This window comes from Brucella cytisi (assembly GCF_038433355.1).
GTDB lineage: Bacteria > Pseudomonadota > Alphaproteobacteria > Rhizobiales > Rhizobiaceae > Brucella > Brucella cytisi.
Genome location: NZ_JBCAUP010000027.1, coordinates 20,212 through 35,436, shown reverse-complemented (window position 1 = coordinate 35,436; position 15,225 = coordinate 20,212). Strand labels below are relative to the sequence as shown.

The following is a 15,225-nucleotide window of genomic DNA, read 5'->3' as shown; positions in this document are numbered from 1 at the left end:
TTGATAACCTTGTCATTAGCATTCTAAATCGTTTTAAATCTATAGCGAAGTGCCAAAGACCTGAAAAGCGCTAAAAGCCGTTACTGCACGCCGTAGGTGACATCCGCAACCGAATTCGGCGCAGGGCCGTTGAGGACGGCGGCACAGGCCTTCGGCAGATCGGAAACCATCACCGGACGCGGCTTTTTTGGAGGTTCCTTCGACGGCTTTGCAGGCTTCCATGGCTCGTCGGTAAACCACCAGGCGAGCGACTTGTCACAACCGTCGCCAGCAGCCACTTTCGGCTGTCCCTTGCATTGAGGCGAACCGGGCTGGCAGGTCAGGCGCACATGGAAATGGTAGAAGTGCCCCCAGTAGGGGCGAACCTTGCCGAGCCAGCTTCGGTCGCCCGTCACTGTGTCGCAAAGCTGCTTCTTGATGCCCGGATGCACAAAGATGCGCTCGACTTCCGGATAGCTTGCGGCATGCTTGATGAGGGCCGTGCGGGCAGGGGTCCACTTTTTCGGGTCCACATAAAGCGAATCCGGCTTCAGCATCGAAACGGCGGAAACGCTCTCGCGTTCGGCATCGGAAAACCGCTTTTTCGGCATCGGTGTCAGCCAGATATCTGCATCGAGGCCGACCTGATGCGAGGCATGACCGGTGAGCATCGGGCCGCCGCGCGGCTGCGAGATGTCACCGACGAGCAGGCCGGGCCAGCCGTCCTGTGCTGCATCGCGGGACAGTTTTTCCAGAAGACCGATCATGCGCGGATGACCCCAGCGGCGGTTGCGCGAAAGGCGCATGACCTGCCAGTTCGGTCCATCCGTCGGCAATGCCACAGCACCGGCGAGGCATCCTTTGGCATAAAAGCCGATGGATTGCGGCTGCTGCGTCAGCACAGGAAGTCTTTCACCGCCGAAAGCCTGTTTCGCTGGCATGTCTTCCGCCATGGCCATTGGCGCGAAGTCGGGCGCGATCATTGCGGCCAGCGAGGCTGCGAGAATGATCTTCTTCAATCTGTTTGCGATCATGGTGCAGTTCCATGTTTTGCCTACAGCATCGTCTTTCCGAAAATCGATTTCGATTTTCGGAAAGACGATGCGTAGATTCGATCGGTTAGAGCGTCCTTTGTGCGTCCATATGGACGCACGGCGCTCTAGGGGCTGCGGCTGCGAATCAAGACAACCGAATTGCGGGCATTATGCGGTGTCCACGGCAGGGCTTCAATGGCGGTCGACAGTTTGTGCTGCCAACCGCCATTTCCCTCAGCTCTTTCGTAGCCTTGCAAGCATGGCCAGAACCAGCAACGGCATGAAGGTGCAGAAGGTGATCAATGGCCAGGCAGTATCGCCAGGCAGGAAAATGACCAGTGCGGTTCCTGCGAGACTGACGATCAGGCTCTGAACACAGAAATAGACTGCGACCGCCATGCCCGCATTGTCGTCAAAAGCTGCAAGCGCACCATTCGCCGTCATCGATGCGGTGAGAACGATCCCGACAGCGGCAAACCACATCGGGACGATGAGGCTTGTGAATGATGGTTGCAGCAGTGTCTCGCCCGCCAGAAGCAGGAGTGCGCTGGCAAGGAGCACGACCATGCCAAGGGCCACGCTTGTACGGGCACCCCATTTCTGCGTCTGGCGCGGCAGGATGCGCGTGGCGGCGATCATGACGCCGGCAACGCTTGCGAAAGCAAGGCTGAATCCTGTTTCACCGAAGCCGCTGCGTTCGATCAGAATGCGCGGTGCGGTAGAAAAGAATACGAAGAACGTGCCCATCGCCGTGGCAAAGCCGAGCGTGTAGGTCCAGAAGCGGAAATCCTTTATGATCCGCCCCAGACTGCCGGCGTTTGGCGCATCGCCGGTCGGTCGTGTCTCGTGCCAGTGGCGCAAGGCGCGCCATGTTGCGATGAGACCGAACAGGCCCAGCAATGCGAAGATTGTCCGCCATCCGAAACCCTTTGCAATCAATGCACCGGCAATCGGGCCAAGCGCAGGGACGAAGGAAAGCATGGCGCTGAAAAGGCCGTAGATCGTCGCGCCTTCGGGACGTGTCGCATAGACGTCGCGCACCGTTGCGAAAGTAGCGACAAGTGCCGCCGAGGCGCCCGTTGCCTGTACGAAGCGAAGCGCCACGAATAGCGCGGCATTGTCGGTAATCGCCAGCGCGAAGGACGAAAGGGCGAAAACCAATCCGCCACCAAGCAGGATGGGCCTGCGTCCGAAGCGGTCCGACAACGGGCCGAACAGCAGTTGCCCGACACCCAGCATCACCATGTAGAGGCTGAGCGTCAGCTGCACCATTGCGGGTGTCGTTTGCAGGATGGCGGGCATGGACGGCACGACCGGCAGGTAGATGTCCATGGCCAGCGAGGCGAGAATGTCGAAAGGGGCCATCAGCGCGAGTGCCAATGGCAGGGAGTAATTCCAGCGTGGAGTTTGTTTGTTATCAAAAGGCATGACGAAGCATCCGCTCGAGAAAGAATTCGGGCGGCGATCTGCCTTCTTTACAACGCGTGTCTTATCCGAAAATCGTTACACACTTTTCGGGATGCGCTTTAAGGGAAATTGGTCCGGGGCAGATGCCGCAACAGGTCGGAAAGGCTGTTGCGGCTTATCTGGTTGCGAGTTCGGTGCTGCCCATTCTGTTTTGTCCCGGTTCGATTGCGGATGCATTTTTAACAGCGGCATCTGAACAATGCAAATCAGTGCCAGCTATCGTCGCGCCACATGGCCGAAAAGGCGGTCTTGTAGTCGGGATAGGCAAATTCATAGCCGAGATCCCTGATGCGCTGGTTGGAGACACGCTTGTTCTCGCCATAGAAGGAGCGCGCCATCGGCGTCATGTCGGCTTCCGCGAAGGGGACCTCCGGCGGCGGCGTCACGCCCATCAGTTCGGCTGCATAGGTGACGACATCCTGTGGCGGGCTTGGTTCATTGTCGGTGATATTGAAGATGCCGCCCGTGTTGGTTCCTGCCAGAAAACGCAGGCTACCGGCGATGTCATCGACGTGGATGCGGTTGAAGACCTGATTGTCTTTGATGATGCGCCGTGCAGTACCGCGTTCCAGATTAATGAAGGCGTTGCGGCCCGGCCCGTAAATGCCGGAAAGACGCAAGATTGCGAGCGGCGTTCCGTGCCGTTCGCTCAATTGTCCCCATGTTTCTTCGGCTTCCACCCGCTCCAGACTGCGGCGGGACGCAGGCTTGCAGGGAGCAGTCTCGTCCACCCATTGGCCCTGATGGTCGCCATAGACGCCGACCGTCGACAGATAGCCGATCCAGCGAATGGTGTTGTCGGGGCGACGAAGCGCTTCTTCTACAACGGCGACCGCCGGGTCGCCGCTTTCGCCGGGCGAAATCGAAACGACAACATGGGTCGATTGGGCAAGCCGGTCCAGAAGGTCGGGCGAAGGTGTTTCACCGTCAAAGAGCATCGGCTTTATGCCCGCCTTTTCAAGGAGCGGGAATTTCTGCTCGTGCCGCGTTGTCCCGTCGATGCGTTCCGCCTCACCTGTCATCCTTTGAGCAAAGGCTTGGGCAGAATAACCGGCTCCGAACAGAAAAACGCGCATCAAACTTCCTCCATAGAGCGCCGTGCGCCCGTTGGGACGCACAAAGGACGCTCTAATCCATTGAATCTACGCATCGTGCTTTCCCAAAATCGCTTCCGATTTTCGGGTCGATGCGGTGGTCCACTCTGCTTGCACCGTAGCATCCTCTTCCGATGAGGCCAGACGTTTCTGCATTTCAGCCACACGGTCGGGATTGGCCAATTGCTTCAAGGCCCATATAGCTGCGCCGCGCACGACAGGCGCTTCGTCTTCCAGCAGTCGTTCGACATCTGGCAGAAGCGTTTTATCACCGGAATTACCGGTGGCGATCAGCACATTGCGGAGGAAGCGGTCGCGCCCGATCCGTTTCACCGGGGAACCCGAAAACAATGTGCGGAAAGCGGGGTCATCCAGTGTCAACAGGTCGGCCAGACGCGGCGCTTTCAGATCGTCGCGGGCTTTCAGCTTCATTTCGCTGGTTGCCTGCGCAAACTTGTTCCAAGGGCAGACGGAAAGGCAGTCATCGCAGCCATAGATGCGGTTGCCCATCGCCTTGCGGAATTCGTGCGGGATCGGCCCCTTGTTCTCGATGGTGAGATAGGAAATGCAGCGCCTTGCATCGATGCGATAGGGCGAGGGGAAGGCATTGGTCGGACAAGCGTCGAGGCAGGCGCGGCAGGAGCCGCAATGGTCGCGGTCAGGCGTGTCGGGCGGAATTTCCGCCGTTGTGAAGATGGAGCCGAGGAACAGCCATGAGCCAAGCTCGCGGCTTACCAGATTGGTGTGCTTGCCCTGCCAGCCGAGCCCCGCGGCCTCGGCCAGCGGCTTTTCCATGACGGGCGCGGTGTCGACGAAGACTTTGACATCCTGTCCGGCGCGCGCGGCAAAACGGCTCGCCACATGCTTGAGCTTGCCCTTGATGATGTCATGATAGTCGCGGTTTTGCGCGTAGACCGATATGGCCGCGCGATCCTGTTGCTCCAGAATGGCGAGCGGGTTGGCATCCGGCCCGTAATTCATCGCCAGCATCATGATGGAACGGACTTCCGGCCACAGCACGCTTGGATCGCTGCGGCGCGCCTCGGTTTCCTCCATCCATTCCATGTCGGCGTGGTGGCCATCGGCAATATATTGGCGCAGCCGTTCGGGCGCTTGCGGAATTGCATCCGGCGTGGTGAAGGCAACGGCATCGAAACCGACCGCCTTCACCTCTTCGATCAGGAAGCGCTTCAGCTTTTCGGTTTTCGAATTAGAAGTCGAGGTCGCCATAATGGGCCACCGGGGCAAGCCCGCGCACGCGGTCAGAAAGTAATGGGCGGAAGGCCGGGCGCGATTTCATGCGTGCATACCAGTCACGCGCCGCTTTGGTTTCGCCCCACTCGATTTCGCCGAGATAGTCTAGCACGGAAATGCATGCTGCCGCAGCCATGTCGGCATAGCTTGGATGCGCGCCACCCAGCCAGTCGCGGGTCGCGGCCAGCCAGTCGATATATTTCATGTGCTGGCGGATATTGGTGCGGGCGGCGCGGATAGCGGTCGAATCCGGCGCGCTACCGCCCATTTCGGCTGCCATCTGCAGCTTGAACACACGTTCGCGCGCGATGTGGCGTGTGACTTCATTTTCGAATTTCAGCAGAAACCAGTCAACGAGGCGGCGCACTTCGGCGCGCTCCATAGGGCTTTCCGGCAGAAGGCGGCGGCTGCGTTTCAAGGCGCCGCGTGTCTCGTCCAGATATTCGGCAATCACCGTCGCGCCGACGACCGGAAGGTCATTTTCAGCCAGAAGAACGGGCAGGGTGCCCGCCGGGTTCAGCGCCAGAAATTCTTTGCGACGTGACCACGGTCGTTCCTCGATCAACTCCGCTTCAACGCCATACTCGCCGAGGATGAGCCGCACATAGCGCGAACCCGAAGACATGGGATGATGAAAAAGCGTAAGCATGATCGACGCGATACTCTCGACTGAAGCTTGAATTGAACGTCCGGAGATAGCACGGCGGCTGGCGTTTGCGCATGCAGCAGGCTATTCCTGCTACCGAGCGATTCGACGCCGCCTCAACGGAATATAAAGTCTATAAGGGCTATGTCTGCGTGAGACAAGCAATCGCTGGAAGTGCTCGTTTTTGCCTCGGCAACCGCAATCGCGGCCCGGTCTTGCTGCCATCATGGTGCCCAATATTCTAAGGTGCTGACTTCATGGATGTTTTTAATCTGCTGGAAGCCGCGTTTCTCGGTCTTATCGAAGGCTTGACCGAATTTATCCCGGTTTCCTCCACCGGGCATTTGCTGCTGATCGGCCATTTTCTTGGTTTTGAATCCACAGGAAAAACCTTCGAGGTTCTGATCCAGCTTGGTGCCATTCTGGCCATCTTGACCGTCTATTCGGCAAAACTTTTGAAAATCCTGACCGATTTTCCCCGCGATGCCCGCACGCGGCGCTTCGTCTTCGGCATTCTGGTTGCCTTCCTGCCCGCTGCCGTCATCGGCGCGCTGGCGCACGGCTTCATCAAAAGCGTGCTGTTTGAAACGCCGATGCTTGTCTGCATGATGCTCATCATCGGCGGTTTCATCCTCCTCTGGGTGGACCAGCTCAATCTGCGTCCGCGCTATCATGATGTGATGGATTATCCGCTGCCCATGTGCCTCGCCATCGGCTTCATCCAGTGCCTGGCCATGATACCAGGCGTGTCGCGCTCCGGCTCCACCATTGTCGGCTCGCTTCTGCTGGGGGCCGACAAGCGCTCGGCGGCGGAGTTTTCGTTCTTCCTCGCCATGCCGACCATGGCAGGCGCTTTTGCCTATGACCTCTACAAGAGCCGCAATATCCTGTCGCTCAACGACGGTGCGCTGATCGGGGTCGGCTTCGTAATGGCTTTCATCTCGGGCGTTTTCGTCGTGCGCTATCTGTTGGACTATGTGTCCCGCCACGGCTTCAAGCTGTTCGGCTGGTGGCGCCTGATCGTCGGGTCGGTGGGGTTGGCTGCACTTCTCGTCTGGGGATGAACGTCGTCAAATTCAGACAAAGCTCGACGTATAAAAGTCGGGCAAAAGAAAAGGGGCCTTTCGGCCCCTTGTTTATTTTCCGATGAGCGGAATGTCTCACGCAAAACCGGTTTTGGTGTACTGGCCGGCAACGCGGTAGCGCCACAGATAGGATGGCAGCACGGCGTCAACGCCTTCCGGCGTGATGCCCATGCCTTCCAGCGTGCGGCCTTCCTTGATCGCCTTTTCGGAAACGACATTGTCGAATTTCAACAGCGTCACCTGATCGTTGGTGAGCATCGGGTTCGGCAGCAGGCCGAGGATCGATGCCTGCAAACGGGCAACCCACCAGGGCATGGAAATGATGAGGCGCTTGCGGGCGATAACGCCGAGCATGTCCTTCATCCAGTTCTTGAACGGCTGCACATCCGGGCCGCCGAGTTCATAGACGCCACCCGGCACCAGCTTGCCGTCGACGGCACGGGCGACGGCTTCCGCAACGTCACCGACATAGACCGGCTGGAGCTTCGTTTCGCCGCCGCCGATAGCTGGCAGGAACGGCGAGAAGCGCGCCATGTTGGCGAAGCGGTTGAAGAAGCGGTCTTCAGGACCGAAAATGATCGAGGGGCGCAGGATGACGCTTTCCGGCAGAACGGAAAGAACGGCGTTTTCGCCTTCACCCTTGGTGCGTGCGTAATCCGATGGCGAATTGACGTCGGCTGCGAGCGAGGACAGATGCGTCATGCGAATGCCTGCGGCCTTGGCGGCTTCGGCGATGTTCTTCGCGCCCAGCACCTGAACGGTGTTGAAACGCTGGCGACCGCTTTCAGCAAGGATGCCGACGAGGTTCACGACATGGTCGGAACCCTTGACGACATGTTCGACCGAAGCGCGGTTGCGGACATTGGCCTGCACCATCTGTATCTGGCCGACATTGCCGAGCGGAGCCATGTAATAAGCAACTTCCGGCTTGCGCACTGCTACGCGCACGCGATAGCCGCGCTTGGTGAGACTTGCGACGACCGCGCGCCCGACAAAGCCGGAGCCGCCGAAAACGGTGACCAGTTTCGGCCTGTTGTGGACTTCGTTCGGTTCGGTCTTCATCCTAAACTCCTGCATGAAAGCCAGCTGCGCCGCTTGCAATGAGCGGCGACAATGCGTCTATATTGCCGGTGATTTATCGCCTTTTGGCCACAAGGCAAAGGGGACTTGTTGTCACGATCATGATAGCAGGACTTTTTCCCATGTTCGTTTTTTTGTTTCAGCGTGAACTTATCCGAAAACCGCTTTGAGATTCCGCTTCTTGCTGTTAAATCGCGCGCATGAGCACACCACTTGACCATATTCGCAATTTTTCGATCGTCGCCCATATCGACCACGGCAAATCGACGCTGGCCGACCGCCTCATTCAGTTGACCGGCGGGCTGGACACGCGCGAGATGAAGGATCAGGTTCTCGACTCGATGGATATCGAGCGCGAGCGCGGCATCACCATCAAGGCGCAGACCGTCCGTCTCAGCTACAAGGCGAAGAACGGCGAAGATTATGTGCTGAACCTGATCGACACGCCCGGACACGTCGACTTTGCCTATGAAGTCTCGCGCTCGCTGGCCGCGTGCGAAGGTTCACTTCTGGTGGTGGACGCCTCTCAGGGCGTGGAAGCGCAGACGCTGGCCAATGTCTATCAGGCCATCGACAACAACCATGAAATCGTGGTTGTGCTGAACAAGATCGACCTGCCCGCTGCCGAGCCTGAGCGCGTCAAGCAGCAGATCGAGGAAGTGATCGGCATTGATGCCGCACAGGCCGTGCATATTTCGGCCAAGACCGGCATCGGCATCGAGGATGTGCTGGAAGCCATCGTCACCCAGTTGCCCGCGCCGAAGGAAGGCGACCGCAATGCGCCGCTCAAGGCCATGCTGGTCGATAGCTGGTATGACAGCTATCTCGGCGTTATCGTTCTGGTGCGCATCATTGATGGCGTTCTGAAAAAGGGCCAGACCATCCGTATGATGGGCACGGGCGCGAAATATCCGGTGGAACGCACCGGCGTGTTCACGCCGAAGATGGTTCAGGTGGACGAACTCGGTCCCGGCGAGCTTGGTTTCATCACCGCTTCGATCAAGGAAGTGGCCGACACCCGCGTTGGCGATACGATCACCGAAGATCGCCGCCCGACGAACAAGATGCTGTCTGGCTTCAAGCCCGCGCAGCCGGTCGTGTTCTGCGGCCTGTTCCCGGTCGACGCGGCGGATTTCGAGGATCTGCGCGCTGCCATGGGCAAGCTGCGCCTCAACGATGCGTCGTTCTCGTTCGAAATGGAAACCTCTGCTGCGCTTGGTTTCGGCTTCCGCTGCGGGTTCCTTGGCCTGCTGCATCTGGAAATCATTCAGGAACGTCTTGAGCGCGAGTTCAATCTCGACCTCATCACGACCGCGCCTTCAGTTGTCTATCGCCTGAACATGCAGGACGGTTCGCAGAAAGAGCTGCACAACCCGGCTGATATGCCGGATGTGGTGAAGATCAATGCGATTGAAGAGCCTTGGATTCGTGCGACTATCATGACGCCGGATGATTATCTCGGCGCGATCATGAAGCTCTGCCAGGAGCGCCGTGGTCTGCAGATTGATCTGACCTATGTTGGTCCCCGCGCCATGATCACCTATGATCTGCCGCTCAACGAAGTGGTGTTCGATTTCTACGATCGTCTGAAGTCGATCTCGAAGGGCTATGCCTCGTTCGACTACAACCTTTCGGATTACCGTGAGGGCGATCTGGTCAAGATGTCGATCCTTGTGAACGAAGAGCCGGTCGACGCGCTTTCGATGCTGGTCCACCGCTCGGCTGCGGAAAAGCGTGGACGCGCGCTGTGCGAAAAGCTGAAGGAGCTGATCCCGCAGCACATGTTCAAGATCCCGATCCAGGCAGCGATTGGCGGTCGTATCGTGGCGCGCGAGACGATCTCGGCACTGCGCAAGGACGTGACGGCCAAGTGCTACGGCGGCGATGTGACGCGTAAGCGCAAACTTCTGGAAAAGCAGAAGGAAGGCAAGAAGCGCATGCGCCAGTTCGGCAAGGTCGAAATCCCACAGGAAGCTTTCATTCAGGCGCTCAAGATGGGCGATGATTGATCTCAAGTTGTTTTAGGGGCGCTTCGGCGCCCTTTCTTTTTGAACTTTGACGATGCCAATTTTGTCCTCATCCTGAGGAGCCTCCTGAGCTTGCGAAGGAGGCGTCTCGAAGGACGAGGGCGACAGCGCTCCCCTCATCCCCGCTTCGACAGTGCAGGCAGGCCCTCATAATTTAGCGCAATCAACGCCTCTTTCTTTGCACGTGACCATCCTTTGATTTGACGTTCGCGAGCGATTGCGTCGACAATGCAGTCATAGGTTTCAGTGAAGACAAGCACGACTGGTCGACGCTTATTCGTATAACTCTCGTAGATGCCTTCATTGTGTTCCCACAACCGGGCTTCGATGTTCTGCTTGGTGAGACCGGTGTAATATGAACCGTCCGCGCAACGCAGAATATAGACAGTTACTTCCATGACTTGCCCCCGCTTGTCGTTGGAAGATAGATGTTGATGCAAGTTTGCCTGCCTAACAAGTTGCGGCAATCGACTTTAAGATTGCTCGTGTTCAGAAGGTGAAATCAATGTCCGAACATCCCCGCATCTCCATCACCTACTGCACCCAATGCAATTGGCTGTTGCGCGCTGCGTGGATGGCGCAGGAACTGTTACAGACTTTCGGGCAGGACTTAGGCGAAATGGCGTTGCGTCCGGGCACCGGCGGGGTTTTTGAAATCCGTGTTCATATGCCGGACGGCAGTGAAGAACTCATCTGGGAGCGCAAGCGTGACGGCGGATTTCCGGAAGCCAAGGTATTGAAGCAACGCGTGCGCGATCTGGTCTGGCCGGAACGCGATCTTGGTCATTCCGACCGGCCAGCCAATACTTGATGAGCCGTTGTGCTATCCGCCTCTTCGACAGGCTGAGAATGAGGGTCGAGTTGTGCGTTTCCCTCGTCCTTCGAGACGGCGCTTCGCGCCTCCTCAGGATGAGGGAAATAGCGGCGTCGCTATTGTAAGCCGAAGAAATTAGTCCTCATCCACCACGCGCAGGCGCATTTGAGTGGGAGTGTTTTCCGCCTGTCTCGTTTGCGGGCGGGATGCTTCCTCTGCGGGTGCAGGGCCGAATTCCAGCGCTTCGATCTTCGCGCCGCGTCGGGTGACCTTGTTGGACGACACCAGAATATCGTCAATATCCTTGTTGGCCTGCACAAAGTGCGTTTGCAGCTTCCGCACGCGCTCGTCGAGGCGGCCCACATCTTCCATCAAGCGGATCACTTCGCCCTGAATCACATGCGCCTGCTCACGCATGCGGGCATCCTTCAGGATTGCCTGAATGACCTGAATCGACAGCATCAGCAGCGACGGCGAGACAATGACGACCCGCGCCCGATGCGCACGCTGGATCAGGGCCTCGAAGTGCTCGTGAATATCGGCGAAGATGGACTCCGACGGCACGAACAGAAAAGCCGTATCCTGTGTTTCGCCGGGGATCAGATATTTGTCCGAGACATCCTTGATATGCACTTCCATGTCGCGGCGGAACTGGGCGACTGCTGCCTTGCGCGCCTCCGGCTGTTCCGTTTCGCGCATCGAATTCCAGGCTTCGAGCGGGAATTTTGCGTCGATCACGAGCGAGGGTGCATTGTTCGGCATCCGTACAAGGCAGTCGGGACGGGTGCTGTTGGAAAGCGTTGCCTGAAACTCGTAGGCACCCTGCGGCAGGCCGTCGGCGATGATCGCTTCCATGCGCGACTGGCCGAAAGCGCCGCGCGTCTGCTTGTTGGCGAGGATCGCCTGCAATTGCACCACCTGTCCGGCGAGCGACTGGATATTGTTCTGCGCCGTGTCGATGACGGCAAGACGCTCCTGCAATTTGGCGAGATTTTCATGCGTCGAGCGGGTCTGTTCGGTCATGGTCTGGCCGATGCGATGCGTCATGCCGTCGAGCCGTTCGCGGATCGACTGGTTGAGTTCCGACTGCCGCGAGCCGAATACCTCGGCCATGGTCTGCATCCGGCCCTGCATCTCGGCCTGTGCTTTCAGGATTTCCGCCATGCGATATTCTGCATCACGGGCACGGTCCTCGGCCTGTGCTTCCGCAACCGCGCGAAGCCGGGCAGAGCGCGTCGCCGCGATCAGAAAAATGGCAAGACACAGCACCAGCACGACGATACCCGCCAGCAGGATATTCCCCAGCGTGAAGGATGTGGCACCGAGCTGCAGAATCGGCTCATTCAGGAGATTCTGGTTTTCCATGAAGAGAGCTTAGCTGATTCGTATCATCTTGATGAGATCAAAACGAGAACATTTTGCAAAGTGTAATTGACGATTCTCGCGTGAGCCATTACGTGAAAGCCCATGTCTGTAAAACCGCTTGTCATCCTTCCCGACCCCGTCCTGCGCCAGGTTTCCAAGCCTGTGGAGCGCTTTGACGACCAGCTGCGCAAATTTGCCGGCGACATGTTCGACACCATGTATGATGCGCCGGGCATTGGCCTCGCTGCCATTCAGGTAGGCGAACCGATCCGCATGCTCGTCATCGACCTTGCCAAGGAAGATGAACCGAAAGCGCCGCATGTCTTCATCAATCCCGAGATTGTCGGCGTGACGGATGAAGTCAGCACCTATGAGGAAGGCTGTCTTTCGATCCCGGATTATTATGCCGAAGTGGAACGGCCAGCCGCCATCAAGGTCAATTACTTCGATGCAGATGGCAAACAGCATCTGATCGAAGCCGACGGGCTGATGGCTACCTGCCTGCAGCATGAGATCGATCATCTGAACGGCGTGCTCTTCATCGATCATATTTCCAAGCTGAAGCGCGATATGGTCATCAAGAAGTTCAAGAAGCTCGCCAGCCAGCGCGCGCCTGGGAAAGTGCTTTAATGCGTGTCGTTTTCATGGGGACGCCGGAATTTTCCGTGCCGATCCTCACCGCCATCATCGGTCACGGTTATGAGGTTGTTGCGGCCTATACGCAGCCGCCGCGCCCGGCGGGCCGTCGCGGGCTGGAGCTGACCAAGTCACCGGTGCATGAAAAGGCCGAACAGTTCGGCATTCCGGTGTTCACGCCGAAGAGCCTCAAGGGCGTGGAAGAGCAGGACGTTTTCGCAAGCCTCGAAGCCGATGTCGCGATTGTCGTGGCTTATGGCCTGCTGCTGCCGCAAGCCATTCTGGATGCACCGCGCCTCGGTTGCTATAACGGCCATGCCTCGCTGCTGCCGCGCTGGCGCGGTGCGGCTCCGATCCAGCGTGCCATCATGGCAGGCGATAGCGAAACCGGCATGATGATCATGAAGATGGATGCCGGGCTCGATACCGGTTCCGTTGCCATGGCCGAAAAGGTTGCGATCACGCCGGACATGACGGCAGGCGAACTGCATGACCGTCTGAGCATGATCGGCGCCGACCTGATGATCCGTGCGCTGGGCGCGCTTGAGCGTGAAAGCCTTGCCTTGCAGCCGCAGGCGGAAGAAGGCGTCATCTATGCCGCCAAGATCGACAAGGCCGAGGCGCGCATCGACTGGTCGAAGCCGGCACAGGACGTGCACAATACCATTCGCGGTCTGTCGCCCTTTCCGGGTGCATGGTGCGAGATGGAAATCAATGGCGCTGTCGAACGTGTGAAGCTTCAGCGCTCGGCGCTGGGTGAGGGGTCCGGTGAACCGGGCACGGTGCTGGACGATCGCCTGACGGTTGCCTGCGGGGAAGGGGCCGTGCGGCTCGTTACGCTGCAGCGTTCCGGCGGCAAACCATTGCCCGCGCAAGAATTTCTGCGTGGCGCACAGGTTTCGAAGGTTCTGTAAGCGGTGCCGCGCTACAAGCTCACTGTCGAATATGATGGCACGCCCTATGTCGGCTGGCAGCGGCAGGAAAACGGCCATGCGGTGCAGAATGCCATCGAACTGGCATTCAAGAAGTTCTGCGGGGAAGATTTGACGCTGAGTGCGGCTGGCCGCACCGATGCAGGCGTGCATGCAACCGCGCAGGTCGTGCATGTCGATCTCACCAAGGATTGGGGTGCAGGCAAGGTGCGCGATGCGGTCAATGCGCACCTCGTCATGGCGGATGAGCGCGTCAGCATCTTGAATGTCGAGAAGACGACGGACACATTCGATGCGCGTTTTTCAGCGCGTGCCCGGCATTATCTCTATCGTATCCATAATCGCCGTGCGCCTCTGGCGATTGATTATCAGCGCGCATGGTGGGTGCAGAAGCGACTTGATGCTGAAGCGATGCACGAAGCAGCAAAGCGGCTCCTGGGCGAGCACGACTTCACGACGTTTCGCGCCACGCAATGCCAGGCCAAGAGCCCGGTCAAGACGCTCGACCGGCTCGATGTCGTCCGCAACGGCGATTACGTGGAAATGCGCGTTTCGGCGCGGTCCTTCCTGCACAATCAGGTCAGGTCCTTCGCAGGCAGCCTGATGGAAGTGGGTGTTGGCCGCTGGACGGCGGATGATCTGCAGGCGGCTTTGGAAGCCAAAGATCGCAAGGCCTGCGGGCAGGTTGCCCCGCCCTATGGGCTTTATCTGATTGGTGTGGACTACGCCTTTCCGTATTGAGACCCGAAGCGCGCTCTAGGGGATCAAGAGCAAACTTCCGGATGATTTTCCCGTCTCCAGCGCACGATGGGCCTGTTCTGCCTCGCTCAGCGGATAGGTTGCCCCAATCGTTCCAGTCAGTCCCTTTTCCATGATGTCGAAAAGCTTGGAAGCGGAATTTCGGTAGTTATCCAGATCGTTGATGTAAGCGATCACGCTTGGCCGGACGAAAGAAAGATCTGCTTGATTGCCGAGTGTATCAATGACGCTCTGGGAGATTTTTCCACCGGCCTGCCCGATGCTCGCCAGAGTACCAAACGGGCGCACGCATTGTGCCGTTTTGGCCAGAGTTTCACCGCCGATCCCGTCATAGGCGACGTGAACGCCCTGTCCATCCGTGAGACGCCGGGTGGCTGTCACGAAATCGCAATCGCGTCCGACGAGCACATGATCGGCACCATTTTTGCGCGCGATTTCGGCTTTGTCTTCCGAGCTGACTGTTCCGATCACAGTTGCTCCAAGAGCCTTGCCCCAACGGGTCAGCAAGGTGCCCAGTCCGCCTGCGGCTGCATGCACCAGCATGATTGTATCCGGGCCAACGGGAAATGTATTGGTGAGGAGCATGTGGGTGGTAAGACCGCGCAGCATGGTCGCTGCCGCCGACTGCGAGGAAATTGTGCTGGGCAGTAGCAATGCTCTTTGGGCAGGCAGGATCCGGGTTGAAGCATATGCCCCCACTGGCAGGCCCGCATAAGCAACCCTGTCGCCTGGCTTGAGGTCGGGTACATCCGATCCGACAGCTTCCACCACGCCTGCACCTTCGACGCCGAGCACTGCCGGAAAGGACGGCAGCGGATAGAGGCCGGTCCGATGATATATGTCGACAAAATTCACGCCGATTGCCTCGTGGCGAAGACGTATCTCGCCCGCACCGGGGCTTCGGGGTGTCTGCGGGACTGTCTGAAGCAGCTCTGCTTCACCGGTTTCGTTCAGAATGATCTCGTGGTCCATCAGTCAGTCTCCGTTGCAATCCGTGGCAGTATCGTGGATAGAGAAACGGGAAAAAATTGCCGATTTGATCGCAGCGTATGG

General features: G+C 58.3%; 15 protein-coding genes. 6 read left to right on the top strand and 9 right to left on the bottom strand.

What is annotated here, in order from left to right; genetic code table 11:
* Nucleotides 1-80 precede the first annotated feature (80 nt).
* The 5 genes from mepA to AAE521_RS21470 all read right to left on the bottom strand — a co-directional run bounded on the left by mepA (nt 81) and on the right by AAE521_RS21470 (nt 5,477).
* Nucleotides 81-1,013, bottom strand: a complete 933-nt coding sequence (gene mepA / locus AAE521_RS21490; protein ID WP_071632555.1) for a penicillin-insensitive murein endopeptidase — start codon at nt 1,011-1,013, stop codon at nt 81-83.
* A 234-nt stretch (nt 1,014-1,247) separates the two neighbouring features.
* On the bottom strand, nt 1,248-2,441 hold the full coding sequence (cml, locus tag AAE521_RS21485; RefSeq protein ID WP_071632556.1) for a CmlA/FloR family chloramphenicol efflux MFS transporter: 1,194 nt from the start codon (nt 2,439-2,441) through the stop codon (nt 1,248-1,250).
* 245 nt (nt 2,442-2,686) lie between these two features.
* Entirely contained in the window at nt 2,687-3,556 is an 870-nt protein-coding gene (locus AAE521_RS21480; protein WP_342062400.1) for an SDR family oxidoreductase, read from the bottom strand.
* 66 nt (nt 3,557-3,622) lie between these two features.
* Complete coding sequence (queG, locus tag AAE521_RS21475) at nt 3,623-4,804, bottom strand: tRNA epoxyqueuosine(34) reductase QueG (RefSeq protein ID WP_342062399.1); 1,182 nt, start codon at nt 4,802-4,804, stop codon at nt 3,623-3,625.
* Entirely contained in the window at nt 4,785-5,477 is a 693-nt protein-coding gene (locus AAE521_RS21470; RefSeq protein ID WP_010659404.1) for a glutathione S-transferase family protein, read from the bottom strand. Before AAE521_RS21470 ends, queG begins: the two co-directional genes overlap by 20 nt.
* Before the next feature lie 254 nt (nt 5,478-5,731).
* Between AAE521_RS21470 and AAE521_RS21465 the strand changes: the two genes are divergently transcribed.
* Nucleotides 5,732-6,538: an undecaprenyl-diphosphate phosphatase gene (locus AAE521_RS21465; RefSeq protein WP_342062398.1), complete on the top strand. Its 807-nt coding sequence runs from the start codon at nt 5,732-5,734 to the stop codon at nt 6,536-6,538.
* 96 nt (nt 6,539-6,634) lie between these two features.
* On the opposite strand, the gene AAE521_RS21460 is transcribed toward AAE521_RS21465, so the two are convergent.
* Complete coding sequence (locus AAE521_RS21460) at nt 6,635-7,621, bottom strand: complex I NDUFA9 subunit family protein (protein WP_071632559.1); 987 nt, start codon at nt 7,619-7,621, stop codon at nt 6,635-6,637.
* A 218-nt stretch (nt 7,622-7,839) separates the two neighbouring features.
* On the opposite strand from AAE521_RS21460, the gene lepA reads away from it, so the two are divergent.
* Nucleotides 7,840-9,648: a translation elongation factor 4 gene (gene lepA / locus AAE521_RS21455; protein WP_010659407.1), complete on the top strand. Its 1,809-nt coding sequence runs from the start codon at nt 7,840-7,842 to the stop codon at nt 9,646-9,648.
* 134 nt (nt 9,649-9,782) lie between these two features.
* Here lepA and AAE521_RS21450 read toward each other — a convergent pair whose 3' ends face one another.
* Nucleotides 9,783-10,064 carry a GIY-YIG nuclease family protein gene (locus AAE521_RS21450; RefSeq protein WP_342062397.1) on the bottom strand — a complete coding sequence of 94 codons (282 nt, stop codon included), beginning with the start codon at nt 10,062-10,064 and terminating at the stop codon, nt 9,783-9,785.
* 107 nt (nt 10,065-10,171) lie between these two features.
* On the opposite strand from AAE521_RS21450, the gene AAE521_RS21445 reads away from it, so the two are divergent.
* A complete protein-coding gene (locus AAE521_RS21445; RefSeq protein WP_071632561.1) occupies nt 10,172-10,477 on the top strand; it encodes an Rdx family protein in 306 nt (101 codons plus the stop codon).
* A gap of 138 nt (nt 10,478-10,615) precedes the next feature.
* Here AAE521_RS21445 and AAE521_RS21440 read toward each other — a convergent pair whose 3' ends face one another.
* Complete coding sequence (locus tag AAE521_RS21440; RefSeq protein ID WP_071632562.1) at nt 10,616-11,845, bottom strand: DNA recombination protein RmuC; 1,230 nt, start codon at nt 11,843-11,845, stop codon at nt 10,616-10,618.
* Between the two features lie 102 nt (nt 11,846-11,947).
* Between AAE521_RS21440 and def the strand changes: the two genes are divergently transcribed.
* From def to truA, 3 genes are read left to right on the top strand one after another with little or no spacing between them, the layout of a single operon-like run.
* Nucleotides 11,948-12,475, top strand: a complete 528-nt coding sequence (gene def / locus AAE521_RS21435) for a peptide deformylase (protein WP_010659411.1) — start codon at nt 11,948-11,950, stop codon at nt 12,473-12,475.
* Nucleotides 12,475-13,395: a methionyl-tRNA formyltransferase gene (gene fmt, locus AAE521_RS21430; RefSeq protein WP_071632563.1), complete on the top strand. Its 921-nt coding sequence runs from the start codon at nt 12,475-12,477 to the stop codon at nt 13,393-13,395. The genes def and fmt overlap by 1 nt, the downstream gene beginning before the upstream one ends.
* Nucleotides 13,396-13,398: 3 nt before the next feature.
* Nucleotides 13,399-14,154 (top strand): tRNA pseudouridine(38-40) synthase TruA, encoded by a 756-nt coding sequence (truA, locus tag AAE521_RS21425; protein WP_071632564.1) that lies wholly within the window; start codon nt 13,399-13,401, stop codon nt 14,152-14,154.
* A gap of 15 nt (nt 14,155-14,169) precedes the next feature.
* On the opposite strand, the gene AAE521_RS21420 is transcribed toward truA, so the two are convergent.
* Entirely contained in the window at nt 14,170-15,144 is a 975-nt protein-coding gene (locus AAE521_RS21420) for a quinone oxidoreductase family protein (protein ID WP_071632565.1), read from the bottom strand.
* Nucleotides 15,145-15,225 lie beyond the last annotated feature (81 nt).